Raw genomic sequence first — 24,795 nt, 5'->3', positions numbered from 1 at the left:
ACTTTTTTTTATTTTTTTAATTCTTCATATATTTTTTCAATTTCATCAAAAACTCTATGAGATGCTCTAAGTATCTCACTAGAATCAATAACATATATGTTTTTATTTTTATAAGCATCCGTCTCTTCAATTAACTGCAATCCATTTTTTATTCCATCAATATTTTTTACTCCTCTAGTTCCTATAATGTATTTTGGATTTTCTCTTAAAATATACTCTGAAGATATAATTGGTTTTTTCCCTACTTTTGGAACTATTACATCTAATCCTAAAGTTTCTAAAATCTCTACTGGAAGAGAATTTTTTTCAAAAGATGTAGGTGGAGAATCTGAATATAAAATTACAGCTTTACCTTGTAATTTAAAGTTTTCTCTTATATATTTCAATTTATTATTTAACTCTTCTACAAGTTCTTTGCTCTCTTTTTCTCTATTTACTAATTTTCCTAAAATTAATGTGTTTTTTAAAATATCATCTAAATTTTTATTTGAAAAAGTTATTGAAGGTATATTAAATTTTTCCAATCCGCTCTTTTCATTTCCCATAACATTAAAAATAACTAAATCTGGATTAAAAGATAAAATTTTTTCTAATGAAGGTTTAGATATACTTCCAGCTAAAGGTAATTTTTGAGTTTTTTCCTGTGGCCATATTTTTTTACTGTGGTTTGCAATAGCCACAATATTTTTATCCGCTCCTAGTTTATATAAAATCTCTATTGCTCCAAAATTATAAATAACTATTCTTTTATACTCTTTTAATAAAATTTTTTCACCTTTTTCTCCAATCACATAGTTATCAACTATATCTAATGAAAATATTTTTAAAGATAACATCAAAAATAATAAAATTAATCTTTTCATTTTTTACCTCGCTTTGGCAATACATATATATCATTTTCTAAATTTAAAATTTCTGGTGTAAAATTATATACTTTTTCTAACCACTCTTTTTTTATTACATCTTTTGGTTTTCCCGATATCGGTATTTTTCCATCTTTTATAAAAAGAATTTTATCACAAAACAACGAAGCTAGATTTATATCGTGGATTACAATTATCCCAACCAAGCTTTTAGCTTTAATCTCTTCTTTTAAAAGCTCTAAAAATTCTAAGGAGTAATTTATATCCAAAGCTGATGTTGGCTCATCTAATAAAATAACCTCACTATTTTGAATAAATGCTCTTCCTAGTAAAACTCTCTGAAACTCTCCTCCACTTAAACTTTTTATATCTCTATTTAAATACTCTTGTAAATTTAATTTTTTTATAACCTCGTCTATTATTTTATCATCTTCTAAATCTAAACCTTTAAAGCTATTTTTTATATGAGGTACTCTTCCAAGTTTTAATATCTCTAGTACTGTAAAATTTAAATTTTGATTGGATTTTTGTGCTATAAAAGAGATTTTTTTAGCAAACTCTTTTCTTGAAAGTTTTTTAACTTCTAGATTATCTAAATAAATTTCTCCATCTTCCTTTTCTAAAAAACCCATTATAACTTTTAATAAAGTACTTTTCCCACAACCATTAGCTCCCAATATACCTACAAGTTCTCCTGGAAAAAAATTATAACTTATATCATTTAAAATTTTATAATCTCCATATGAATATTTTAAATTTTTTAATTTTAAACTTTCCATTACACACCTCTTCTATTTTTAAAAGCTAAGTATATAAAAAATGGAGCTCCAAATATAGCTGTTACAATTCCTATTGGTATTTCCATAGTTGTTAATACTCCTCTTGAAATCGTATCACATAGTAACAGAAATAACCCCCCATATAACATTGATAATGGAATTAACTTGATATTACTACTTCCAAATATAATCCTAACTAAATGAGGTATTATAAGACCTACAAAGCCTATCATTCCTGTAAAAGCAACTGAAAACCCCACCATAAAAGTAGATATCATCAATACTTTATATTTAAATTTTTTTATATCTACACCTAAACTATGGGCTTCTTCATCTGAGAGTAATATTATATCTAAGTTATATCTATTTATATAAAAATAAATTAATGAAAATAGTAACGGGAATAAGAGGATTACTATTTTCCTCCAATCTGCTCCTCCTAAATATCCCATAGTCCAGAGAACAACTCTAAAACTATCTTCACCAACAATATACATAACTAAAGAGATTATTGCTCTTAAGAGAGCTGAAATAGCTATTCCTATTATCAAAAGAGTAGATAAATCCAAGCTTCCTCTTTTGCTATTAGAAAGTTTAAAAATCAATAATGATGTAATAAAAGAAAATATCGATCCAAAAATTCCAAAATATATCTCCGAAAGACCTAATAAAAATGCTATGACAGCTCCAAAAGTACCACTAGCTGATATTCCAATTATATATGGATCTGCCATAGGATTTCTAAAAAGTGTTTGAGTTATAGCTCCGCTACTTCCTAATAACATTCCAATTATTATTGCCATAAATGCTCTAGGTATTCTTAAATTCCAAATTATTTTATACTCTATCAAATCTTTATTTTCATTTCCCAAAAGTAAATTTAATCCCTTGATAAAATCTATTTCATAGTTCCCTATAAATAGTGAGAAACAAAAAAGAAAAATTAAAATTCCACCTGAAACTATAGCTATACTTTTATTTTTTGAAATCATTATACTTCTCCTTTTACCTTTTATCAAAAAATAAAATCCCCCAAATTTATTCGGGGGATTTTTTATTTTATTAAAATTTTAAATACGTCAATGGATTCTCTATTTTTCCATTTTTTCTTATTTCAAAATGTAAGTGAGGACCACTTACTCTTCCTGTTGCTCCACTTAAAGCTATATGTTGATTTTGAGATATTTTTTGACCTTTCTTAACATCTATTTGACTAAGGTGAGCATATCTCGTTTCATAACCATCTGAATGCTTTATTATAATAAGTTTTCCATATCCACTGGCTCTTCCAGCAAAAGTAACAACACCCTCTTTTGCAGAAACAACCCTTGTACCAGTTTTAGCTCTTAAATCTACACCTGCATGATTTAAAACTTTTTTTAGTACTGGATGTTTTCTTGAACCAAAGCTACTTGTTAAACTCATAGCTACTAAAGGATTTGAAAAAGTACCTAAATTTGTTTTCTTAACATATTCTTGTTTAAAACTACTTAAATATCTTGAAACTTTAGGTTCTCTTAAAAAGATTTTGGCTCCAACTAAAAGTCTATCAATTTCATTATCTTCTTTTATTGTTTTAACATCCACTTCAAATCTCTTTGACAACCCTTCAAAAGTATCTCCCTTTTTGATTGAGTAGAATATTCCAGGCTCTGTTGGAATATTTATTTTCTTCCCTATTTGAAGAACTCTTAAGTTTTTATCAATATTATTTGCATAGATATAATCAGTTTTTATTTTATATTCTTTAGATAAATCTGAAATAGTATCTCCTTTTTTAATTACATATTCCATATTTTCTAATACAATTTTTTCTTCTAAGTCAATTGTGCTATCAAGATCTGCTAACTCTTGTCCCTCTTGATCATCCCATTCTTTAGCAATTTTGTTTTCTAATTCTAAATCTTCTAATGTGGATTCTTCTATTGTAGTTTGTGCTAACTTTTCATCTACAACTTCAGTTGAATCTTCTTTATTAAAAGTGATTTCTTTCTCTATACTATTCTCAACAATCTCAGTTTTTTCTATCGCTACTGTTTCTGTTTTAATAATTTGCTCATTTTTTACTAACTCTTTATTTTCAGTTATTTCTTTATTTTTAGCCTCGTTATTTTTTAATGTAAACTCTCTATAAAAAATTGATGTTACTAAAAAGACTAAAATACCTATGACCAATTTTTTCCCTTTTTTCATAACCCACCATTCTTTTCTTTATTTTTAGTATTTTTATAAATTTTTATAAATTTTACCATATTTTTATCTTTTTAGTCTAGCTTTTATTTTTTTTGTATTTTTTCTGAATATAACTAGTTTTTTTCATAAAAAATCTATAAAAAAATGACTATTGGTTTGTTATTTAAAGGATGTTTTATCACTTCTACCTCTATTTGGAATATCTCCTTTATTTTTTCTGATACAATTACCTCTTCTGGTGTCCCTTCGTATTTTATTTCACCATTTTTTATGGCAAAAATATAATCACAATAACGACTTGCTATATTTATATCGTGAATTACTGCAACTACAGTTTTATCAAGACTTTTTACTAAATCCATAATCTGGTATTGATATCTTACATCTAAGTGATTTGTTGGTTCATCTAATAATAGCACTTGACTCTCTTGTGCTATAGATCTAGCTATTAAAACTCTCTGCATCTCCCCTCCAGAAAGTGTTAAGAAACTAGAATCTTTTAAATGTTTCATTCCAACTTTTTCTAAAGCTTCATCAATATCTTGTTCGTAATTTTTTTTTGAAAATAAAGAGCTTTTATTGTACTTTCCCATTTCAACTATTTCTTTAACTGTAAAATCAAAAATAATTTTTTGATTTTGACTTAGAACAGAGATTTTTTTAGATAACTCTTTTACAGAATAATCATTTAATTCTATTCCATCTATATAAATACTATTCTTTTTAGGAGTATAGTTTCTATAAATATTTTTTAAAAGTGTACTCTTACCACAACCATTTTCACCAATTATTCCAATGAATTTCTTTTCTTCTATATTCAATTTTATATTTTTTAAAATATCTCTTGTTTCTATTTTAAAATCTAAATCATCTATTTTTATCACAATTATCCTCCAAAATTATAACTATTTTTTCTTAACATACTCATAAAAAATGGAGCACCTAACATAGATGTTACAACTCCTATTGGAATCTCTTGCGTTTTAAATATCATCCTTGTTAAAGTATCTGTTCCTAATAAAAATAAAGCACCTAAAAGTATTGCGCAAGGAATCAATCTTTTATGATTGCTTCCAACTAATCCTCTGCATATATGAGGAATTACTAATCCTACAAAACCAATTACTCCTGTTGCAGAAACTATAAATCCAGTTAAAAAAGTAGATATAATCACGATAAAAAATCTTAATTTTTTTATATCTACACCTAAAGTTTCAGCTAACTCATCTCCTGCAATTAAAATATTTAACTCTCTATATTTAAATATAACTAGGATTATTGATATTAGTAAAACTAAAAATAATGTCATTAATCCTTCCCATCTAGCTCCAGCTAAACTACCAGAAATCCAAAACATAGCTCCTCTTAATTGAGATTCATTTTTAGCAGTTGTTACTAAAAATGTTGTAACTCCTGAAAATAAAGAGGATACCGCTACACCAATTAAAACAAGTTTTGTACTTGAATACCCTCCATTCCCAGCTAAGTAAAAAACTAGAAAAGCTGTAAAAGTTCCAAAAACAAAAGCACCAACACCTGGAGAAAATGAAATTCCTAAAAGACTTCCTAATACTATTGAGATAACTGCACCTGTACTAGCCCCTGAAGATATACCTAAAATATATGGACTAGCTAACGAGTTTTTAGTTAATGCCTGCATTAAAATTCCAACTAAAGATAGACCTGCTCCTCCTAATAAAGCCAAAATAACTCTAGGAACCCTTAAATTCCAAACAATCATTTCTGTTGATTTCTTCCATTCAATAGAAAAAATATCTTTATTAGATAGTTTATTTACCAATATTTTCCAAACATGGATTGACGATAAAGAAACACTACCTATTGTAACTGCTATCGTTCCTAAAACTATAATTAAAATAAGAGATATTATAATTATATTTCTATCTTTTACTTTCACTTTTTTTCCTCTCTTAATCCATTTGAAATTATTTCAATACCTTTACTTACCTTTATTCCCGGAGATATATAACTCAATGGAATTCTTATAAATTTATTTTTTTTTACAGCCTCTAACTGAGATATTGGAGAATTGTTTTTTAAATACTTTATTTTATTTTCATAACTTACGCTTCCATAGTCTATAACTATAATAGCTTCTGGATTTTCATCTAATACTTTTTCCCATGTTCCAATACCAAAAGAGAAATTTGTATCTTTAAAAATATTTTCTCCACCTGCTATTTCAATCATAGTATTTCCAATTCCATTACCTCCAACTACAAAGGGAGCTGATTCTTGACTATCATATGCAAAAACTTTTATATTATTTTTATTTTTATTTTTCTCTTTAACTTTATTAATATCCTCTTTCATATTTTTTACAACATTTTTAGCATTATCTTTTAGATTAAAAATATCTCCAAACATTAATATATCACTATATATATCTTCAATTTTAGAGCTATCTTGAGATTTTGTAAAAACTACTTCTATTCCATTTTCTTTTAGTTCTTCTACTGTACCTAAGTTTTTAGGTGTTGCTATTGATTTCCATCCTGTTAGAAAATTAGGATTTAAAGAATAAAATTGCTCTTTAGTTGGAGCTCCCTTTGATAAAACTGGTATTTTATTATACTTTTCTCTCAATTCAGGTAGTATTTCATCATCTAAATAAGCTGTTCCTAAAATTTGATTTTCTGCACCTATAGCTAATAACATTTCTGTTGTAAACTGTGATGTTGAAACTGCTCTTACATTCTCTTTAGAAAAATTTAAAGTAGTTATCAGTAAAAATAGTAACAATATTTTTTTCATAATTTCTCCTTTTAATAAAAAGCGGAAGAGTTAAACTCTTCCAATTAATGAGAAGCTTTTCTTCCTTTAGCATACTCAGCTTTTTTCACTAATATATCCTCTGGTTGAGAATTTTCTAGTTTTTTAGCTCTTTCTATAAAAATATTCTGAATAGATTCAATTTCACCTAATCCTTTTAAATTTACCTCTACTTCAAAACCATTCTCTTCTAATGCTTCTTTCCAATCTTCAGCTATATCATTTTTAGCATGGTCTCCAGCTACAAACATAAGTGGCATTAGAGTTACTTTTCTTTTATTATCTCTTTTTAACTCTCTTACTACATTATCTAGCCCTGGATATCCTTCTACTGTTCCAATGTATATAGGTTTTTCTAAGTCTTTTGTAACATAAGCTAACATTGGATAAGCTGACAATGCAGGATGCTCTGTACCATGCCCTATCATCACAACTCCTTCATCCTCTTTTAAAACTCCAACTTCTTTTTCTATTACTTCAATTAACTTAAAATAATCATCTACTTCTGTTAATAATGGAGTTCCAACTCTTATATCTTCAAATTTATCAGAAAACATATCCACTTCTCTTTTTAAAGCTTCCATTTCAGTTCCATTTATTATATATGTTGGTTGAATAATTACATGTTGATATCCTTGCTCTACTAGTTTTTCTAAAATTTGAGTGGTATTTAAATTTTCAATACCTCTTTTTGAAAGTATTCTATTTATAATTCTTGATGTATAAACCTGAAAAAAATCTAATTTATCAAACTCATTTTTTAATTTTTTATTTATTATATCTATTGTTTTTTCTCTCGTGTCTTCATGTGTCGTTCCAAAATGTGCTGCTACAATCGCGCCCTTTTCCATAGTTTTGTAAAAGTTCATCATTAATCTCCCTGTATTATTTTTCTTTATTTTTATTTTAAATTAAAATTTCTCACCAATAAAAAAAACCTCCCTTTTGAAAATACTAAAAGAGAAGTGTAAAAATCTTTACCTTCTCTGTCCTCGCAGAATTCTAAATAATGGCAGGTCTCCTGACTTAGATTCATCCTACTCACAGCCCTTCCCAAGGTTTATATCCTCAGTGGTATTACTGTTTTCATCCTCTATACAGTGGCGGGACCGTTTGAGATTTTCACCCAATTCCCTTTTAATCAAATTGAACCATTACATTTTTTATCTAACTAATATTAACACTTTATAGTACAAATTTCAATCAAATTATCTAAAATTTATAACATTATCATCTATTATTTATATTATTTATATCTAGAACTATTGACTTTTAGTCATAAAAAAAGTTACTATTAATTTAGAAATAAATGTATATTAAGGAGAAATTTTTATGAAAAAAACATCTTTTGGAACTCTTATTTACTATTTAAAAAAGGAAAATAAACTCCTTCTTCTATTTTTAGGTGTGAGATTAGCTATGACTGCTATTGATGTTTACTCACCACTTTTAATTAAAAATTTAATAGATGATGCTCTTCCTTCTAAAAATATTGATTTACTACTAAAATTTTCAATTGTATTAATTATTCTTTATATTTTACGTCTATTTTTTGCTGTTAATTCTCAAGCAAATGGAAAATTAATGGGAAGTAAAATAAAACAAAGTATGAGAAATGACCTATTAAAAAAACTTTTAAACCAACCTAGTGAGTTTTTTAAAAAAAATCAAAGTGGTGATTTAATTTCTAGAGTTATTAATGATTTAGATAGTGTTTCTACTCTTTGTCATAGAGGATTAGAAGATTTTATATTTTCAGTTATAACTATTATTGCTTCTATCTTTATAATGATAGATTTTGATTTAAAACTTTCACTAATTACTTTATTTCCTTTACCACTAACATTGATATTTGTTTATAAGGAAAATAAAAAAATGAAAGCTGGTCATAGAAGTGTTCGAAAAAATTCAGGTTTATTATCTGCTAATCTTCATGATATTTTGAGAACTATCTCTTTTTTAAAAGATAACTATTTAGAAGATTATGCTCAAAAAAGATTTCTTGAAAAAAATGATACTCTTTTAGAAAGTGAAAAGAAGAATATGATTCCATCAAGTTTAATTGTTTCAGGAGTAACTTTTTACTCCAATATAACTCAACTTATAATTATTCTTGCTGGAGGTTATTTATATATAAAAGATGGTGTTACAATGGGAATTATCTTATCTTTTTTACTTCTAGTTGATCGTTTTAGACTTAGAATTATGAGAATGGTTGGACTTGTTGATATCTATCAAAAAGGAATCTCCGGAGTTAATAGATTTACTGAAATTATAAATCTTGACAGTAGAATGGATGGAGATATACCACTAACAGAACCTATCACTTCAATTGAATTTAAAAATATAGGCTTTTCTTATGATGAGAAATCTATTTTACAAAATTTTAATTTAAAAATAGAAAAAGGAGAAAAAATAGCTCTAGTTGGAGAAAGTGGAATTGGTAAAAGTACTACTGCTTCTCTTTTAAAAAGAGCTTTACTTCCTACAAATGGAGAGATTTTAATTAATAATATTCCATTAAATAAAATAACTTTTAAAACATATTTAGAACGACTTGGAATCGTAGACCAAAGTGATTATATTATAAATGGAAGTTTAATTGATAATATTACTCTTGTAAAAGAAAATTGTACTGAAGAGGAATTAAACTTTGCAATTGAAAAATCATATGTTTATGAAATTTTTGACAAATTTCCTCAGGAGGAAAATACTATAATTGGTGAAGGTGGAGTACATGTAAGCTCTGGGCAAAGACAAAAAATTGCTATGGCTAGATTATTCTTAAAAAACCCTGATTTGATTCTTTTAGATGAAGCAACTAATGCCTTAGATATTATCAATGAAAAATCTATTTTAAAAAATATAAAAGAGGAGTATAGTGATAGAATTGTTATTGCAATAACTCATAGACTTAGTATCCTTGAAGATTTTGATAAAATCTATGTCTTAGGAGATGATAATATTGTTGAATCTGGTTCATTTAAAGAACTTTTAAAATTAGAAGGTAAATTCTATAGGTTATATCATGGAATTAGATAAAGTAAAAGCCACCTTCAAGGTGGCTTTTTTTATTATTACTCAATTTCAGAAGAGTTTGCTTCATTTCCTGCTTCTGGATTTTGATAAACTTCATGATTTAAGTTTCCTAAACTCTTATCAACCATTAATGCATTTGTAACTGATCCAATTACGTTTAACATTGTTCTTGGCATATCGATAATAGGATCGATTGCTAAGATTGGGTTAATTAGAGGGAACATAGCTGCTAATCCAGTTCCTGATAAAGCAACTGAAGCTGCCATTGTTGCTGTTCCTGGAATTCCTGCAATTCCTAATGAACTAATTGCCACAACAATTATAGACATTACTATTAATGTTGCATCAATTGGATGTCCACTCATATTTGTAACAAATACAATTGTTAATGCTGGGAATATTCCTGCACAACCTTGCATTCCTGCTGTTGTACCAAAACTTGCAACAAAACTTGCTGTTGATTCGCTAACACCTAGTTTATTAGTTAATGTTGAAATTGTTACTGGTAAACATCCAACACTTGATCTAGATGTAAATGCTAAAATCATTAAAGAGATACTTTTCTTTACATATGTAAATGGATTTAATCCAAAGAATGATACTGCTATCATCTGTATTACAAACATAACTGCTGTTGCTAAGTATAAAACTGCTATGAATTTTCCTACTTCTGCTATTGCTCCAATACCTTTTTGTGCAATTGTGTTTGCTAATAATGGTACTACTGCTAAAGGCATCCATCTAATAATACTCATTGCCATTGATACTATAATTTTTTGAGAAGCATTTATTAAATCAAAGAATGGCTTTACAGTATCCATATATTTCTTTGACATTCTCTTTGCCGCTACTCCAACAACTGCTGAGAATATAACTAAACCAACGATGTTTAACTTAACCATCGCTTCAACTGGGTTTGAAGGAATAAGAGCTTTTAATGTATCAACAATATTGCTAACCTCTCTAATTTTTCTTCCACCCTCTGCTGCTACAGCTTGTACTGCATCAGTCGAAACTTTTCCAACTTCAAATAGATTTCCTAAAAGTAATCCTACACCTACAGAAATTGCAACCATTACTAAAGTAATAATTAAACTTTTCTTTACTAAGTCTCCTAAATTAGCATCCTCTTTCATATTAATAATAACATGAATGATAGATACCATAACTAGTGGAATAACTAACATTCTAATTAAAGAGATAAATCCTCCACCAAGTAAGCTATACCATAATGTTGTCTCTTTTACAAATGTTAATTCCATTGGATTCTCTGGGAATCCAGCTACAAATTGAATTGCTAATCCTAAAATTAAACCAACAACTGTTGCAACCATAACTTTTGCTGAAAAGTTAAATTTTTTCTTCGGTAACATATTTATTAGAAATAAAATTACTAATAATGCTACTAAGAAACCAACAGTTTTCAAATCACTAATCATTAAAAATTGTTCAAAAAATACATTGTTCATTGTTTGTTTTTCTCCCGTTTCTATATTTTAATTTTTATTGAAGCCTATTTTATTTTGCTACATTACCAGCTACATTCATTACATCCCAAGTTCTAGCAAATGGTGGAGCATAACAGAAGTCCATCATTCCAATCTCATCTACTGTTAACTTAGCATAAATAGCTGTTGCTAAAGAGTCTACTCTTAAAACTGCACCTTTTTTACCTGCTATTTGTCCTCCTAAAAGAACTCTTGTATCTGCATCATAAATTAGTTTTACAAATATATCCTCTCTACCTGGATAATAATTTGTTTGATTTTTATCTTTTATAAATACAGTTTTATAGTTTATTCCCATTTTTATTGCTTCAGCTTCTGTTATTCCAGTTCTTCCAGCCTCTACATCCATAACTTTTACTGCTGCCGATCCTAAAGTTCCTTGAAACTCAGTTTCTACTCCAGCTAAATTTTCTCCAACTATTCTACCAATTTTATTAGCAGTTGTTGCAAGAGGAATATATACATTTTCTTTTCTTACTAAATGAGGAACTGTTGCACAATCTCCTGCTGAATAGATAGAGTCAATACTTGTTCTTCCATGGTTATCTATTACTAAAGCTCCATTTCCTAACATTTCAATTCCTGTTTCTTTTAAGAAAGCTGTATTTGGTCTTACTCCTGTTGATACAACAACTATATCAGCTGGGTATTCACCTTTGTTAGTTTTTACTTTTACAACTTTTCCATTTTCCTCTACAATCTCTTGGACAATCTCTTCTAAATGTAACTCTATACCTTCGTGAGCTCTTATTTCTTCTTCCATAACATCAGTTATCTCTTTATCAAAACTTTCTAAAAGAACTCTATCACCTAATTGAATTATTCTAACACTTCTTTTTCCTAAATGTTTAGCTGCTTCCGCTACTTCAAGTCCAATATACCCAGCTCCAACTATAACTATATCTTGATTCTCATCTTTTAGCATCTCTTCTTTTAAAATAATTCCATCTGTATAGTCTTTTAAAGTATATACACCTTTTGTTGATAAATTTTTAATTGGTGGCATTATTGCATGAGCTCCTGTAGCTATCATTAATTTATCATAATTATCTATAAAAGTTTCACCTGTTACTAAGTTTTTAATAGTTACCTCTTTTTTATCTACATCAATTGCTATTACTTCATGCTTTATTTTTATATTCATTCCAGCTTCTATAAATTTCTCTACTGGTCTTGCTATCATATTATTTGGACTTTCAAAAAAGTTTCCAACATAGTATGGAAGCCCACACGCTCCCCATGAAACAACCTCAGTTTTTTCATAAATTACTAACTCTGCTTCCTTGTTAAGTCTACTTGCTTTTGCTGCTGCTGACATTCCAGCGGCAACTCCACCGATAATTATTATTTTCATTTTTCCTCCTAAAACCATATATTAAAACTAGTTATTTAACATTATTTCTAAAACAACTTCATCTGTTTGTCTTAATCCTTCATGAGCTAAAACCTTTACATTAGCTAAAGTTGCTTCAACATCTTTACCAACTATTCCTTCTCCATATTCAAAATTCTTTTTCTTTTTAGATAAATAGTATGAATCAAATGCCATTCCAATTGAACTCGCTATTTTTGTTGCACAAGAACTCTTTGCTCCATCACATAGCATTCCTGATAATGTTGCTAAAGTTGTCTCAATTGCTGCATCTATTCTGTCTAAAGGCATTCCATCTAAAAAGGCTAAAGCTCCTGCTACTCCTCCACCAGCACAAACAACTCCACAGTATGCTGACAATCTTCCAACATTTGATTTTATATGTATTGTTGTTAAATGTGAAAAGAATAATCCTCTTATTAATTGCTCGTGTGTTAATCCTTTTTCTTCACAGTACTTTATAACTGGTAAAGATGCAGACATCCCTTGATTTCCACTTCCACTTGTTGTCATTACTGGCATAGAACACCCATTCATTCTTGCGTCACTTCCAGCACTTGCAAAACTTACAATCTTGTTTTTTAAATCTTTACCGTAAACGCCCTCTTGCATACCTTCATATAAACTTTTACCCATACTTATTCCATAGTCATTTTTTAAACCTTCATTTGCTATAGCTGAGTTATAAGCTATAACTTTTTCAAAAATTGGAGCGATTAAAGTTAAATCTATAGTTTTAGCTAAATCGTGGATTAACTCAACAGTTAAAAAACTTTTATCTGTCATCGTATCCCCTGTAACAACTTCATCACAAGACGCACCTTTTATTATTTCACCATTTTTTTCTATCTTAACAATATTTGTATGATAATCTTTGATCTCTATTGTAACTGTATCTTGTCCTAAAACTCCTGTAGCTCTCATATGTAGTTTCACATCTCCATCTATTTTTGTAGCTACAACTTTTTTATTATCTAAATACTCTTTAACTTCATTTAATCTTGACTTATCAACATTTGATATAACCATTAGCTCTTTCTTAGAATCTCCTAAAATTGTTCCTAAAGCTACTGATGCCTCTATACCTACCATCCCTTCTGAGTTTGGTATTTTTACACTTTTAACATTTTTTATTAAATTTCCTGATAAAGCTATATCAATCTTTTCCGGAACTCCACCTAATACTGATGTTAATTTACTTCCTATATATGCTAAAGCTATCGGCTCTGTACATCCCTCTGCTGGAACTATCTCTTCATTTAAAATACTTAAAATTTTATCTATCATCACTTTCAATTCCTCCTTTAAATACCTAATTATTTTATAATATACAAGTATATAATAAGCAATTTTCATTCCAATAGATATTTATCTTAAATTTTTGTCAAATTTTATATATTTTTGTTTTATTTTCTATAAATTTTAAATATAATTTAACATTTTTTGTATAAAGTTAATTTTTGTTTTTTTCATTTTGAAAATTTTTTCATTTTGAAAATATTTTTTTTCATTTTGAAAAAATTAAATATCATATTTTTGTATTTTTCTATATAAAGTTGTTAGTCCTATTCCCATTTTTTCTGCTATTTTTTTCTTTCCTTCTGTATCTCTTCCAAAAATTTTAAAAGCTTTTTCAATATAATTTTTTTCTACTATTTGAAAATCCTCCATATAAGATACATCTTTAAATTCTTTATTTTTCACTACTATATCATTATTTATCTTTCTATTTTCTAATAACTTTTCCGGAACTGTAGATAAACTTAAAATATCACTATTATCTGAAAGATTAAACATAAATTCTACTACATTTTCTAACTCTCTTATATTTCCTGGCCAAGAATAATTTAAAAATAGTTTTTCTACCTCAATATCAATAAAACTTATATATTTATCAGTTATTCTATTATATTTTTTTATAAGATTTTTTGTTATTGGTAGAATATCTTCTCTTCTATCCCTTAAAGGTGCTACTTCAAAAGGTATAACTTTTAATCTATAATAAAGATCTTCCCTGAATTCTTTTTCAATAATCTTTTTTTCTAAATCTACATTTGTTGCTGCAATGATTCTAATATCTAATTCTATATCTCTATTTGAACCTACTCTTGTTACTTTTCTCTCTTGAAGCACCCTTAATATTTTAGCTTGCAAATATAAAGGCATATCTCCAATTTCATCTAAAAATATAACTCCTCCATTTGCTAACTCAAACTTTCCCATACGTCCATTTTTGTCAGCACCTGTAAAAGCTCCTCTCACATATCCAAACAATTCACTTTCTAAAAGAGACTCTGGAATTGCTGCGCAGTTTATAACAACAAACGGGGCATTTCTTCTTGAACTATGATAGTGTAAAGCTCTTGCAACTAACTCTTTTCCAGTTCCACTTTCTCCTGTTATTAGTACTGTTGATTTTGAAGGTGCAACATGTTTTATTCTTTCTTTTAATAGATTAGTAAACTCTGAATCACCTATTATATTTTCTAACGAAACGCTATTTGATGTTTCAACTAGGCCTCTAATTCCATCATTTACCTTATTCATATCATCAAAAATAAAAATTTTTTCATTTTTTCCAAAAGCTTCAAAAGGTAATATTTTTCCAAGGACTATTAACTCTTTTTCTTGAACTTTTAATCTATATATCTCTTCTTCCATAAGAAAATCATTTTGTGAGTTCAATTGTATTTTTTTTCCAATAATTCTACTATCTGATTCTATTTTTTTTAAAGCAAAATTATTAATACTTGTAATTATTCCTTCACTATTAAACCTCAAAACACCTTTTTGAATTGTGTTTAATATTGTTGTAAGAACATTTTCTCTTTCTGTTTTTTCTAAACTTTCATTGTATTCAATAAATCTTATACTTATTAGTTCAGCCATTTGTTCAACAAAGTCTAAATAGTTTTTTAAATTTTCTAAAACTCTTTTCTTTTGATTTTCATCAAAAGAAACTAAACTTATTAAACCAATTAATTTCCCCTCATACATTATTGGAGTTGATATTTCTAGTACTTCTAAACAACACTCTTTTTCTGAACAACCACTACAAATTTCATCCTCTCTAGGATTTAAAATAACTGTTGTTTCTTTAGTTTCTAATGTCTTTTTATTAGCTCTTCCTCTTATTTTTTCACCTATTTTTTGAGGACCACTTCCTGTTATTCTTATAAGATTTTTATCACAAATTCCAACATCCATTGCAAATAGTTTTGATATTGTTTTTGCATATTTTTTTAATTCATCTTTTATCACTAATAAATCAGTTTTCATTATACTCCCTTTAATTTATACCATTTTTATATATGTATATTATCAAAAATAATCGCAACAGTCAATTTTAAAAAAATAATTCTTGACTTTTTTACTAAAAAAAATTAATATTAATTATAGCATATGCCAATAACTAAAAAAAGAGGTGTTTTTATGAAAATTGCAGTTGTTTCTGAAAATAACAAAATTAGTCAACATTTTGGAAGAGCAGAAGGTTTTTTTGTTTATGATGGTACAAATAAAGAATACCATAAAAGTAATGGACATGGAGCTATTCCTGGACAATTAAAGGAATTAGGTGTTGAATTTGTAGCTTGTGGTGGAATTGGTGAAGGAGCTTTAAATAACTTAAAATCTCTTGATATTAAAGTTTTTTCTGGTCTAGAAGGATTTTGTGACGATATAGCTGATGGATTCTTTAAACATATATTAGTTAATGGAGAAGCAGTATGTAATAGTCATGAGCATCACCATGAACATCATCATGGACATGGACACTCTTGTAACTGTAAGTGTGGAAAATAAATATGGCTAGACCTACTAAAGTTAGAAGTGTAGAATTTATTCCAAATGAAACAAAGTTTATCCCTGAGGGAAGCAAAAATTGTAATATTCATTTTAATAATATAAAAATTGAAGAATTAGAAGCAATTAGACTTAAAGATTTAGAAAATTTATCTCAAGAAGAGTGTGCTGAAAAAATGGGAGTTTCAAGACAAACTTTTCAAAATATACTTAATTCAGCAAGAGTTAAAATAACCGAAGCTCTTATTATGGGATATGGAATTCAATTAAAGGGAGGAGATTTTAAAACTCCTCATTGTCAATTTATATGTAACTCTTGTGGACAAACTTTTATTCCTACATTAAAAAAAGATTTAGATTTTTGTCCTAACTGTAATTCAGAAGATATATTTTGTACAAAAAAGAAAGTTAAATGTAAAAAAGTTTGTAAATTAGATATAAAATAAAAAAGTGAGTTTAAACTCACTTTTTTATTTTTTTCTAAAAAGCTGGAACTACTCCACCTTTATAAGTATTTTCTATAAAAACTTTTACTTTTTCACTTTGTAAAACTTTTACTAATTTCTGAATATCCTCTTTTTTCTCATCTCCCTCTCTTACAGCTATTAAGTTAGCATAAGGTGATTCTTTTCCTTCAATTATCAAAGCTTCTGTTAAAGGATTAAGTCCTGCTTCGATTGCATAATTACCATTTACTACTGCTAAATCAACATCTTCTAATGCTCTTGGTATTTGAGCAGCATCTAAAGACTTAAATTTTAAATTATTTTTATTTTCTACGATATCAAACTCTGTAGCTAATAAATCTTGAGGATTCTTCAATTTTATAATACCATTATTATGTAAAAGAATTAAAGCTCTTCCACCATTTGTTGGATCGTTTGGTATTGCTACCACTCCACCTTTTTTTAAATTCTCTATTTTATTAACTTTTTTAGAATAAACTCCTAAAGGTTCTACATGAACATTACCTGCTGATACTAATTTTAAATTTTTCTCTTTAGAAAAAGTTTCTAAATATGGTTTATGTTGGAAAAAATTAGCATCCAACTCTTTTGAATCTAATAGTAAATTTGGGGTTACATAATCTGTTAATTCTATTATTTCTAATTCTACATTTTCTTTTTTTAAATCATCTTTTACTAATTGTAAAAGTTGTGCATGAGGAACTGGAGAAGCTCCAACTTTTAATTTTGCTCCAAAACTTATAACTGATCCTAATAAACCTAATACTAAAACTAATTTTTTCATAACTACCTCCCATTTTTTTTCAATCTATTTGATATTAAATTTCCAATTAATTGAACTCCTTGAACTAAAACTATAATAATTAAAACCGAATAAATCATTATATCTAACTTAAATCTATTATAACCAAATCTGATAGCTAAATCCCCAAGTCCACCACCACCAATAGCTCCAGCCATTGCAGATAAACCTATTAAATTAATAATTAATAGTGTTATTCCTTGGATTAGAGATGGTAACGATTCTGGAATCATTACTTTAGTTATTATTGTAAAATTATTAGCTCCTAGACTTTCACTTGCTTCTATTACTCCTCTATCCACTTCTAAAACACAATTTTCAACTATTCTTGCTACAAATGGGGCTGCCGATATAGAAAGAGGAACTATTGCTGCTGTACTTCCTATTGTTGTCCCTATTATAAATCTAGATAGTGGCAATAATAAAATCATTAAAATTATATAAGGAAATGATCTTGTTATATTTATAATTCCATTCAAAATTCTATTTATTCCCCTATTTTCAAATATATGTCCATCTGATGTAATCGCTGCTAAAATTCCACAAGGAAATCCTATTCCTAATGAAACCACAGCAGATAATAAAACCATATATATTGTCTCTAGTGTCGCTTGTACTAACATATTAAATACCATCGTAAATAACCTCCACTCCTACATCTAAACTTGGAAACCAAGCTATTGCTTCATTTTGTTTATCCATATCCCCTATTAATTCAACTATTAAATGTCCTACCTGCATAGTTGATAAAAGATCAATTGCACCACCTAAGACATTTATATCTATATTAAACTTTTTTACAGCTTTAGATAATATGGGATCTCCTGCTACTGAGCCTAAAAACATTAATTTTATAACTTTATTTCCAGATTTTTTTATGTAATCAATCTCTTCTTTTTCTTGAGGTGGAACATATGATATTAATTCTTTTGTAATCTCTGTTTTTGGACTTAAAAATATTTCATATGTTTTTCCAGTTTCCACAACTTCACCATTTGACATAACAGCTACTCTGTCACAAACCTCTCTAATAACTTCCATTTGATGAGTTATTAAAACAACTGTTAATCCCATTTTTTTTTGAATATCTTTAATTAATTTTAATATAGACTTTGTAGTTTTTGGATCTAAAGCGGATGTTGCTTCATCTGATAAGAGAATATCTGGATTATTAGCTAAAGCTCTAGCTATTGCAACTCTTTGTTTTTGTCCTCCAGAGAGTTGAGTTGGATAAAACTCCTCTTTATCTTCAAGTTCTACTAACTTTAAAAGCTCTTTAACTCTTACATCAATTTCTACTTTTGACCAACCATCGATTTCTAAAGGAAATGCTATATTTTCTTTAACTGTTCTAGATTTTAATAAATTAAAATGCTGAAATATCATTCCAATTTTTTTTCTTTTATTTAATAGTTCTTTCTTTGAAAGTTTTGATAAATCCACTCCTTCAATCTCTATTTTTCCTGTTGTCAATGGCTCTAATCCATTAAATAATCTAATTAAAGATGATTTTCCAGCTCCACTTAATCCAATAATTCCAAATATTTCACTCTTCTCAATCTTTAAAGAAACATCTTTTACAGCATGAAACTCATTATTATAAATTTTATTCACTCTTTCTAAAGTAATCATTTTATCCTCCCGTATAAAAAAAAACTCCCATCTTAATTTTTAATTAAGATGAGAGTAAGTAAACAAGACTTCTACTTCTCCCATCTATCTGGAGTTAGCACCACACCATAATGGTAGGTTGCTGAAACGTCATAGGGCCAGTCCCTCGGTCTCTCTTGATGGTTTGCTGTATAATATCTTATTTGAAAAAAAATGTCAATATTTTTTTAAAATAAAATTTTATTTTTGTTTATAGTCATATTAATTCTCTTTTTATTCTGTCATTTATACATGATAAAAATTCATAGTGAGGAACTTTTAAATGATTTATACTTTCTTCTAAATCATGAAATATCTCAATGTTATCCCCTTCTTTTACTGAATCATCCACTAAAATAAATGAACTATCCATACTAATATGAACTATTTTAAACTTTTTATTATTGATTATAGACATAATACCTTCACTTCTTTTTGAAAAGCCATCTCCATAACCTAAACGAATTTTTGCTACTTTTCTATATTTTCCTATATTTAAATTTTCTTTTTTTTCATATCCTATATATTTTAAATCATCTATATCTTTTATATCTAATATTCTACCATTTAGCTTAAAAGCTCTTTTTATACATGGATCATAATATCCTATTTCTTGAAGTCCAAATAAAATAGTTCCACACCGTATATGAGTGCAAAATTCACCCTCTATTGAAATAACTCCAGCACTATTTTGCATATGAATAATCTCAAATCTCTCATCTCCTAACTCTTTTAACATCTGAGAAAATCTTTTTTCTATTAAAATCATATCATCATAATCTGCAGCAAAAACATGGGTACAAAGACCCTTAAATTTTAAATTTTTTTCTTTTATTAACTCTTTTAGTTTAAAAAAGTCTTTTTCTAAAATTCCATTTCTTCCAAATCCAAAATCTAATTTTAAATGTAATTGTTGTGTTGAAACTCCTTTATCTAAAAGATTTAAAAGATCTTTAAAACTATTTATTACCATATGAATATTTTTATTATTTTTTAAAATTTCTATTTCATCTATTGTTTCTAAAATAATAATATTTATATTTTCTATTTTTAACTTTAATATTTTTTCAGCTTCACACTCTCTAGCTACTGCGAAATATTTACAACCGTTTTCTGATAAAAATCTAACTATATTTTCTATTCCATGCCCATAAGCATTAGCTTTTACAACAGCTATTATATCTTTATTTCTAAGTTTTTTTAAATAGTGATAGTTATGTAGAATATTTTCTTTAGAAACCTTTATTTTAAAATCTTTTAATCCCATAACACCCTCCCTATTACTTTTTTACAATAGTATACTCTAAAAACAAAAAAAGGTGAAACAAAGTTTCACCTTTTTTATAAAGTATTATCCTAATACTTCTTCATTATATTTGTCTATTTCTGCTAAGATATCCTCTGTTGTACTCATTGACATTACTCTTTCAACTAAAGCCTCTGCTGAAGCTTTATCTATAGCCATTACATTTTTCTTTACTTTTGCAACTGAAATAGCTGACATTGAGAATGCATCTAATCCCATTCCAAATAATAAAGCTGTTGCTCTAGCTTCTCCTGCAAACTCTCCACACATTGATATAGATATTCCACCTTCATGAGCTCCATCTATTGCTGCTTTAATAGCTGCTAAAACTCCTGGATTGTATGTATCATATAAGTGAGATATTCTCTCATTTCCTCTATCTACTGCTAATGTATATTGAGTTAAGTCATTTGTTCCTATTGAGAAGAAATCAACTTCTTGTGCAAACCATTTAGCTCTAAATGCTGTAGCTGGAGTTTCAATCATAATTCCTAATTGGATATCCTCATCAAATTTTATTCCTTCAGCTCTTAATTCAGCTTTACACTCTTCTAATAAAGCTTTTGATTTTCTACACTCTTCTATTGAAATTACCATAGGTAACATTATTTTAATATATCCAAATGCTGATGCTCTTAAAAGCGCTCTAAACTGTGTTTTTAAGATTTCAGGTCTATCTAGACATATTCTTAAAGCTCTCCATCCTAAGAACGGATTTTCCTCATGTGGTAGCTCCATATACGGTAATGATTTATCTCCACCTATATCCATTGTTCTAATTGTTACTGGATATGATTTTCCATTTTCATCTTTCATTGATTCAGCAACAATTTTATAAGCTTCAAATTGCTCATCCTCTGTTGGGAATCTATCATTTGCCATAAATAGAAACTCTGTTCTATAAAGACCAATTCCATTAGCACCATTTCTTAGAACTCCTGCAACATCTTTTGGAGATCCTATATTTGCCCAAGCTCCAACAGTTATTCCATCTTTCGATGTAGCTGTTTTATCTTTTAATTGCTTTAATAACTCTTTTTCTTCTAAATATTTCTCTCTTTTCTTTGAATACTTTTCTACATCCTCTTGTGTAGGTTCAATTATAACATCACCAGTTAAAGCATCAACTATTATCGAAGCTTCATTAGTTACTAATTCAGTTATATTTCCAGTTCCAACTACTGCTGGAATCTCTAAAGATCTAGCCATAATAGATGAGTGAGCTGTTTTTCCACCAATATCAGTTATAAATGCTACAACATTTTTTAAGTCTAATTGAGCAGTATCTGATGGAGTTAAGTCTCTTGCTACTACAACTGAATTTGCAGGAAGTGAAGATAAATCAACAATATCTATTCCTACTATGTTGTATAACCATCTTTTAGCTATATCTCTTAAATCTGCTGCTCTTTCTCTTAAATACTCATCTTCTAAGTTTGCTAACATATCACAATATCCGCTGATACCTTGCTCTAAAGCATTTTCTGCTGTTATTTTTTCATCTTCAATCAGTTCTGTTACTTCATCAAATAGATCTTCATCTTCTAATAATGTTATATGTCCATCAAATATTGCCGCTTTATCTTCACCTAGTTGTCTAGCTGTTTTTTCTCTAATTTTTAATAATTGCTCTTTAGTTTTTTCTCTACCTTCGATTAACTTTTCTTTTTGAATCTCGATATTTGAGCATTCGCTCTTATCTATGAAAAGCTCCTCTTCTTTATATAAAAATACTTTTCCTACTGCTACCCCTGGAGATGCGTCTATACCTTTTACAAATTTTCTCATATTTTATCTCTCCCAAAACTTTAATTTTTTGACAAAAAAAAGGACAGAGTCACCCCCATCCTTCTCACACTTTAAACTATCGTCCTATTTATTAGTCCTTTAGATTTTCAAGTAGGTGAGCTAACTTCTCAACTGCTTCGTTCTCATCTTCTCCTGCAGCATGAACTGTTATTTTTGCACCTTTTTTAATTCCTAAAGAAAGTAATTTTAGTAAAGATGTTCCTTTTACTTTTTTTCCTTCTTCATTTTCTAATTCAATTTGAGATGTAAATGTTTTTGCTAAACTTACAAATTCGTTACCAGGTCTTGTATGTAGTCCTGTTTCATTTTTAATTTCAACTGTTTTACTTACCATAATCCTACTCACCTTTCTACATTTATTGTTTATTATTATATAAAAACATAAAGTTTAAATCTATTATTCTAATATAGAATACTTAATTTTCAAAATTTTGTCAATTTTTATTTTGAATTGTTTTTTTGTCAAAAAATGTTCATTTTTAAGTCTTTAATTGTGTATTTTATGATATTTTAACTATTTTATACACTCTGATTTAACATATTTAACATTTTGTTAAATCTACTCATTAATAACTCTCTCAATATATTTTTTTATTGTATTAAAATAGATTTTTTTTGATTTTCTTTTCATAGTAAGTAAAAAATTCACATCTATATTTTCTTCTAGAGAACAAAGTTTAATAGCTTGCTCCTCAATTTTTAATTTTTCATATTCATCATATTCATCAAAAACCTTTAGTATATCTACAGAAATATCAGTTTCATCAATCAATTCTTTTAAACTATTTATAACTGGTTTTTTAACTGTTCTTCTTGCTTGATTTATTTTCTTTTTACTTATTAATCCTTTTTCTTTAACAATATTGTTAAATAAAGTTAAGTTTTGTTTTGAAACATCACTTTCTTGACTTAAGAGATTTTTTAGAACACCGTTTATATACTGAACTAAAGTTGTTTTTATATTAGAATTTAAATTTTTATATATAATTTTTAAAACTTCAATTAAAACAATTTCTCCTTCTTCTATAAATATTTTCTTTATCTTTGTATCTGTTCTTTTATCCCAAGATCTTGAAACATATATATTTTTCTTTGCTTTTTGTATATTTTTTATTATTTCATCAGGATAAATAAACTCATTATTTTTTTCAATTTTTTTAACAACTTCTTTTTTTATTTCTTTTTTATTTTCTATTTTTAATTTTTCTTCTTTTTTTGGTTTTTCATCTATAATTTCAACAATTTCAGCTTCTTCTATATCATCAGAATTAAAATTAGATTTCTCAACATACTTTTCTTTTTCTTTTGAATAACTAATCTCTTTAGTTTTATTTGACTTTGAATTTTCTATAAATGATGAAACATGACATTCTCCATCTTTTTTACTATTAAACTTATAAATTATATAGTATGTATCTTCGCTTTTATCTTGATATGATTTATAATACTCTACATATCCAAGTTCAACTAATACATCATACGCTTTTTCAACTCTTTTTAATACTTGCTTCATTCTACAAAGAACATAAGTTTTTGTATCTCCATTTTTATTTACTCTTTCAGTTGTTTGTTCTGTTTTCAACGGAATAATTGCAGCTATCGTTCTTAAATTTATTCTATCTTCTTGTTTTTCATACCTAATTTTACTAATATATTTATAAATTCTTCCAGCTATAGGATCTTTTGCTAAAATTTCCATTAAAGCTTTTGAGTTATATTTTATATATCTTTTATCACTTATTTTTTTTCTTATATTTTTATTAAGAGTAACTCTATAATATATTTTTTTACCCTTTTTTAATTTTTGATAAGTTAGAAGTTTAAATTCTTCATCTTCAAATTTATACTTTCCTAATTTTGTATGATTTGAAACAATAAATTGATATTCTGTGTTTTTCAAATTTTTTAAAGCCTGCTCCACTTTTGTATAATAGGTTCTATTCATTTTATTACCTAAAAAATGAACTATAAAATCAGAAATTTCAAACTCAATATATTCATCTTCATTATCCAAATCTTTTTTAGCTTCGTAAGTGGAAATCAAATACGTATATATTTTTTCTTCAAAAATAGACGGTTGAAATACTTTATCCCTTGAATCTTTAGCTACTAATGTACAGTACATAGTAACTCCTAAATCTTCAAAAGAGTATTGAAAATTTACTCTTTTATTTTGTTTTTGAGGAGTAAAAAATGGAAAAACAATCATTTCGACAGGTATATTTATTACATTATCTTTTAAATTTAAAAAATTTCCAGTTTCTTTTATTATAACTTCCCTAACTTCAATATCTGGTAATTGATTCAATCTTATATCAATCTTTGTTATATCTGTTAAAAGTGATCCTGTAGATGTTATATTAAAATTTTCTACGATATCATCTTTTTCTTTTTTCACCTTCTTTTCCAT

General features: G+C 27.4%; 22 protein-coding genes and 2 riboswitches. Of the genes, 3 read left to right on the top strand and 19 right to left on the bottom strand.

Annotated features, from left to right (window positions below; genetic code table 11):
• Window positions 1–8 precede the first annotated feature (8 nt).
• From MKD34_RS00110 to MKD34_RS00075, 8 genes are all read right to left on the bottom strand, one after another.
• Window positions 9–863, bottom strand: coding sequence for an ABC transporter substrate-binding protein (locus MKD34_RS00110; protein ID WP_240219135.1), 855 nt, complete (start codon window positions 861–863; stop codon window positions 9–11).
• Entirely contained in the window at window positions 860–1,642 is a 783-nt protein-coding gene (locus MKD34_RS00105) for an ABC transporter ATP-binding protein (RefSeq protein WP_240219134.1), read from the bottom strand. The genes MKD34_RS00110 and MKD34_RS00105 overlap by 4 nt, the downstream gene beginning before the upstream one ends.
• The gene (locus tag MKD34_RS00100; RefSeq protein ID WP_240219133.1) at window positions 1,642–2,634 is read right to left on the bottom strand and encodes a FecCD family ABC transporter permease; all 993 of its coding nucleotides are present in this window, start codon (window positions 2,632–2,634) and stop codon (window positions 1,642–1,644) included. The genes MKD34_RS00105 and MKD34_RS00100 overlap by 1 nt, the downstream gene beginning before the upstream one ends.
• Window positions 2,635–2,704: 70 nt before the next feature.
• Window positions 2,705–3,835: a M23 family metallopeptidase gene (locus MKD34_RS00095; RefSeq protein WP_240219132.1), complete on the bottom strand. Its 1,131-nt coding sequence runs from the start codon at window positions 3,833–3,835 to the stop codon at window positions 2,705–2,707.
• A gap of 134 nt (window positions 3,836–3,969) precedes the next feature.
• On the bottom strand, window positions 3,970–4,719 hold the full coding sequence (locus tag MKD34_RS00090) for an ABC transporter ATP-binding protein (RefSeq protein WP_240219131.1): 750 nt from the start codon (window positions 4,717–4,719) through the stop codon (window positions 3,970–3,972).
• Window positions 4,720–4,721: 2 nt separating this feature from the next.
• The gene (locus MKD34_RS00085) at window positions 4,722–5,753 is read right to left on the bottom strand and encodes a FecCD family ABC transporter permease (RefSeq protein ID WP_240219130.1); all 1,032 of its coding nucleotides are present in this window, start codon (window positions 5,751–5,753) and stop codon (window positions 4,722–4,724) included.
• On the bottom strand, window positions 5,750–6,610 hold the full coding sequence (locus tag MKD34_RS00080) for an ABC transporter substrate-binding protein (RefSeq protein ID WP_240219129.1): 861 nt from the start codon (window positions 6,608–6,610) through the stop codon (window positions 5,750–5,752). The genes MKD34_RS00085 and MKD34_RS00080 overlap by 4 nt, the downstream gene beginning before the upstream one ends.
• 44 nt (window positions 6,611–6,654) lie before the next feature.
• Window positions 6,655–7,497 carry a sirohydrochlorin cobaltochelatase gene (locus MKD34_RS00075; RefSeq protein ID WP_240219128.1) on the bottom strand — a complete coding sequence of 281 codons (843 nt, stop codon included), beginning with the start codon at window positions 7,495–7,497 and terminating at the stop codon, window positions 6,655–6,657.
• A gap of 125 nt (window positions 7,498–7,622) precedes the next feature.
• A riboswitch (cobalamin riboswitch) is annotated at window positions 7,623–7,799 on the bottom strand.
• 161 nt (window positions 7,800–7,960) lie between these two features.
• Here MKD34_RS00075 and MKD34_RS00070 point away from each other — a divergent pair.
• The gene (locus MKD34_RS00070; RefSeq protein ID WP_240219127.1) at window positions 7,961–9,670 is read left to right on the top strand and encodes an ABC transporter ATP-binding protein; all 1,710 of its coding nucleotides are present in this window, start codon (window positions 7,961–7,963) and stop codon (window positions 9,668–9,670) included.
• A 35-nt stretch (window positions 9,671–9,705) separates the two neighbouring features.
• Here MKD34_RS00070 and MKD34_RS00065 read toward each other — a convergent pair whose 3' ends face one another.
• The 4 genes from MKD34_RS00065 to MKD34_RS00050 all read right to left on the bottom strand — a co-directional run bounded on the left by MKD34_RS00065 (window position 9,706) and on the right by MKD34_RS00050 (window position 15,826).
• A complete protein-coding gene (locus tag MKD34_RS00065) occupies window positions 9,706–11,136 on the bottom strand; it encodes a cation:dicarboxylate symporter family transporter (protein ID WP_240219126.1) in 1,431 nt (476 codons plus the stop codon).
• A 49-nt stretch (window positions 11,137–11,185) separates the two neighbouring features.
• Window positions 11,186–12,529, bottom strand: a complete 1,344-nt coding sequence (locus MKD34_RS00060) for a CoA-disulfide reductase (RefSeq protein ID WP_240219125.1) — start codon at window positions 12,527–12,529, stop codon at window positions 11,186–11,188.
• 27 nt (window positions 12,530–12,556) lie between these two features.
• Window positions 12,557–13,843: an L-cysteine desulfidase family protein gene (locus MKD34_RS00055; RefSeq protein WP_240219124.1), complete on the bottom strand. Its 1,287-nt coding sequence runs from the start codon at window positions 13,841–13,843 to the stop codon at window positions 12,557–12,559.
• 225 nt (window positions 13,844–14,068) lie between these two features.
• The gene (locus MKD34_RS00050; protein WP_240219123.1) at window positions 14,069–15,826 is read right to left on the bottom strand and encodes a sigma-54-dependent Fis family transcriptional regulator; all 1,758 of its coding nucleotides are present in this window, start codon (window positions 15,824–15,826) and stop codon (window positions 14,069–14,071) included.
• 153 nt (window positions 15,827–15,979) lie between these two features.
• On the opposite strand from MKD34_RS00050, the gene MKD34_RS00045 reads away from it, so the two are divergent.
• Both MKD34_RS00045 and MKD34_RS00040 read left to right on the top strand, forming a co-directional pair.
• Window positions 15,980–16,351 carry a NifB/NifX family molybdenum-iron cluster-binding protein gene (locus MKD34_RS00045; RefSeq protein ID WP_051364130.1) on the top strand — a complete coding sequence of 124 codons (372 nt, stop codon included), beginning with the start codon at window positions 15,980–15,982 and terminating at the stop codon, window positions 16,349–16,351.
• Between the two features lie 2 nt (window positions 16,352–16,353).
• Window positions 16,354–16,797 (top strand): DUF134 domain-containing protein, encoded by a 444-nt coding sequence (locus tag MKD34_RS00040; RefSeq protein ID WP_240219122.1) that lies wholly within the window; start codon window positions 16,354–16,356, stop codon window positions 16,795–16,797.
• Between the two features lie 34 nt (window positions 16,798–16,831).
• Here the strand turns inward: MKD34_RS00040 and MKD34_RS00035 are convergent, their stop codons facing one another.
• From MKD34_RS00035 to MKD34_RS00005, 7 genes are all read right to left on the bottom strand, one after another.
• Window positions 16,832–17,602 carry a MetQ/NlpA family ABC transporter substrate-binding protein gene (locus tag MKD34_RS00035; RefSeq protein ID WP_240219121.1) on the bottom strand — a complete coding sequence of 257 codons (771 nt, stop codon included), beginning with the start codon at window positions 17,600–17,602 and terminating at the stop codon, window positions 16,832–16,834.
• A 2-nt stretch (window positions 17,603–17,604) separates the two neighbouring features.
• A complete protein-coding gene (locus MKD34_RS00030; protein ID WP_240219120.1) occupies window positions 17,605–18,255 on the bottom strand; it encodes a methionine ABC transporter permease in 651 nt (216 codons plus the stop codon).
• Window positions 18,245–19,252 carry a methionine ABC transporter ATP-binding protein gene (locus tag MKD34_RS00025; RefSeq protein WP_240219119.1) on the bottom strand — a complete coding sequence of 336 codons (1,008 nt, stop codon included), beginning with the start codon at window positions 19,250–19,252 and terminating at the stop codon, window positions 18,245–18,247. Before MKD34_RS00025 ends, MKD34_RS00030 begins: the two co-directional genes overlap by 11 nt.
• 77 nt (window positions 19,253–19,329) lie before the next feature.
• Window positions 19,330–19,417: riboswitch (SAM riboswitch) on the bottom strand.
• Window positions 19,418–19,487: 70 nt separating this feature from the next.
• Entirely contained in the window at window positions 19,488–20,537 is a 1,050-nt protein-coding gene (locus tag MKD34_RS00020; RefSeq protein ID WP_240219118.1) for an alanine racemase, read from the bottom strand.
• Window positions 20,538–20,621: 84 nt separating this feature from the next.
• Entirely contained in the window at window positions 20,622–22,364 is a 1,743-nt protein-coding gene (gene ptsP, locus MKD34_RS00015) for a phosphoenolpyruvate--protein phosphotransferase (RefSeq protein ID WP_240219117.1), read from the bottom strand.
• A gap of 91 nt (window positions 22,365–22,455) precedes the next feature.
• Entirely contained in the window at window positions 22,456–22,719 is a 264-nt protein-coding gene (locus MKD34_RS00010; protein ID WP_023050032.1) for an HPr family phosphocarrier protein, read from the bottom strand.
• Window positions 22,720–22,944: 225 nt separating this feature from the next.
• Window positions 22,945–24,795, bottom strand: a complete 1,851-nt coding sequence (locus MKD34_RS00005) for a replication initiator protein A (protein ID WP_240219116.1) — start codon at window positions 24,793–24,795, stop codon at window positions 22,945–22,947.

This window comes from Cetobacterium somerae, assembly GCF_022430525.1.
Lineage (GTDB): Bacteria > Fusobacteriota > Fusobacteriia > Fusobacteriales > Fusobacteriaceae > Cetobacterium_A.
The sequence above is the reverse complement of the archived record's forward strand: the minus strand, read 5'-3'. Positions and strand labels throughout refer to the sequence as shown.

Coding starts and splice junctions, on each gene's coding strand:
- MKD34_RS00095 (WP_240219132.1), bottom strand. CDS start 3,835: ATGAAAAAAGGGAAAAAATTGGTCATAGGTATTTTAGTCTTTTTAGTA.
- MKD34_RS00045 (WP_051364130.1), top strand. CDS start 15,980: ATGAAAATTGCAGTTGTTTCTGAAAATAACAAAATTAGTCAACATTTT.
- MKD34_RS00100 (WP_240219133.1), bottom strand. CDS start 2,634: ATGATTTCAAAAAATAAAAGTATAGCTATAGTTTCAGGTGGAATTTTA.
- MKD34_RS00025 (WP_240219119.1), bottom strand. CDS start 19,252: ATGATTACTTTAGAAAGAGTGAATAAAATTTATAATAATGAGTTTCAT.
- MKD34_RS00065 (WP_240219126.1), bottom strand. CDS start 11,136: ATGAACAATGTATTTTTTGAACAATTTTTAATGATTAGTGATTTGAAA.
- MKD34_RS00020 (WP_240219118.1), bottom strand. CDS start 20,537: ATGGGATTAAAAGATTTTAAAATAAAGGTTTCTAAAGAAAATATTCTA.
- MKD34_RS00050 (WP_240219123.1), bottom strand. CDS start 15,826: ATGAAAACTGATTTATTAGTGATAAAAGATGAATTAAAAAAATATGCA.
- MKD34_RS00010 (WP_023050032.1), bottom strand. CDS start 22,719: ATGGTAAGTAAAACAGTTGAAATTAAAAATGAAACAGGACTACATACA.
- MKD34_RS00035 (WP_240219121.1), bottom strand. CDS start 17,602: ATGAAAAAATTAGTTTTAGTATTAGGTTTATTAGGATCAGTTATAAGT.
- MKD34_RS00075 (WP_240219128.1), bottom strand. CDS start 7,497: ATGAACTTTTACAAAACTATGGAAAAGGGCGCGATTGTAGCAGCACAT.
- MKD34_RS00005 (WP_240219116.1), bottom strand. CDS start 24,795: ATGGAAAAGAAGGTGAAAAAAGAAAAAGATGATATCGTAGAAAATTTT.
- MKD34_RS00080 (WP_240219129.1), bottom strand. CDS start 6,610: ATGAAAAAAATATTGTTACTATTTTTACTGATAACTACTTTAAATTTT.
- MKD34_RS00110 (WP_240219135.1), bottom strand. CDS start 863: ATGAAAAGATTAATTTTATTATTTTTGATGTTATCTTTAAAAATATTT.
- MKD34_RS00070 (WP_240219127.1), top strand. CDS start 7,961: ATGAAAAAAACATCTTTTGGAACTCTTATTTACTATTTAAAAAAGGAA.
- ptsP (WP_240219117.1), bottom strand. CDS start 22,364: ATGAGAAAATTTGTAAAAGGTATAGACGCATCTCCAGGGGTAGCAGTA.
- MKD34_RS00105 (WP_240219134.1), bottom strand. CDS start 1,642: ATGGAAAGTTTAAAATTAAAAAATTTAAAATATTCATATGGAGATTAT.
- MKD34_RS00060 (WP_240219125.1), bottom strand. CDS start 12,529: ATGAAAATAATAATTATCGGTGGAGTTGCCGCTGGAATGTCAGCAGCA.
- MKD34_RS00030 (WP_240219120.1), bottom strand. CDS start 18,255: ATGGTATTTAATATGTTAGTACAAGCGACACTAGAGACAATATATATG.
- MKD34_RS00040 (WP_240219122.1), top strand. CDS start 16,354: ATGGCTAGACCTACTAAAGTTAGAAGTGTAGAATTTATTCCAAATGAA.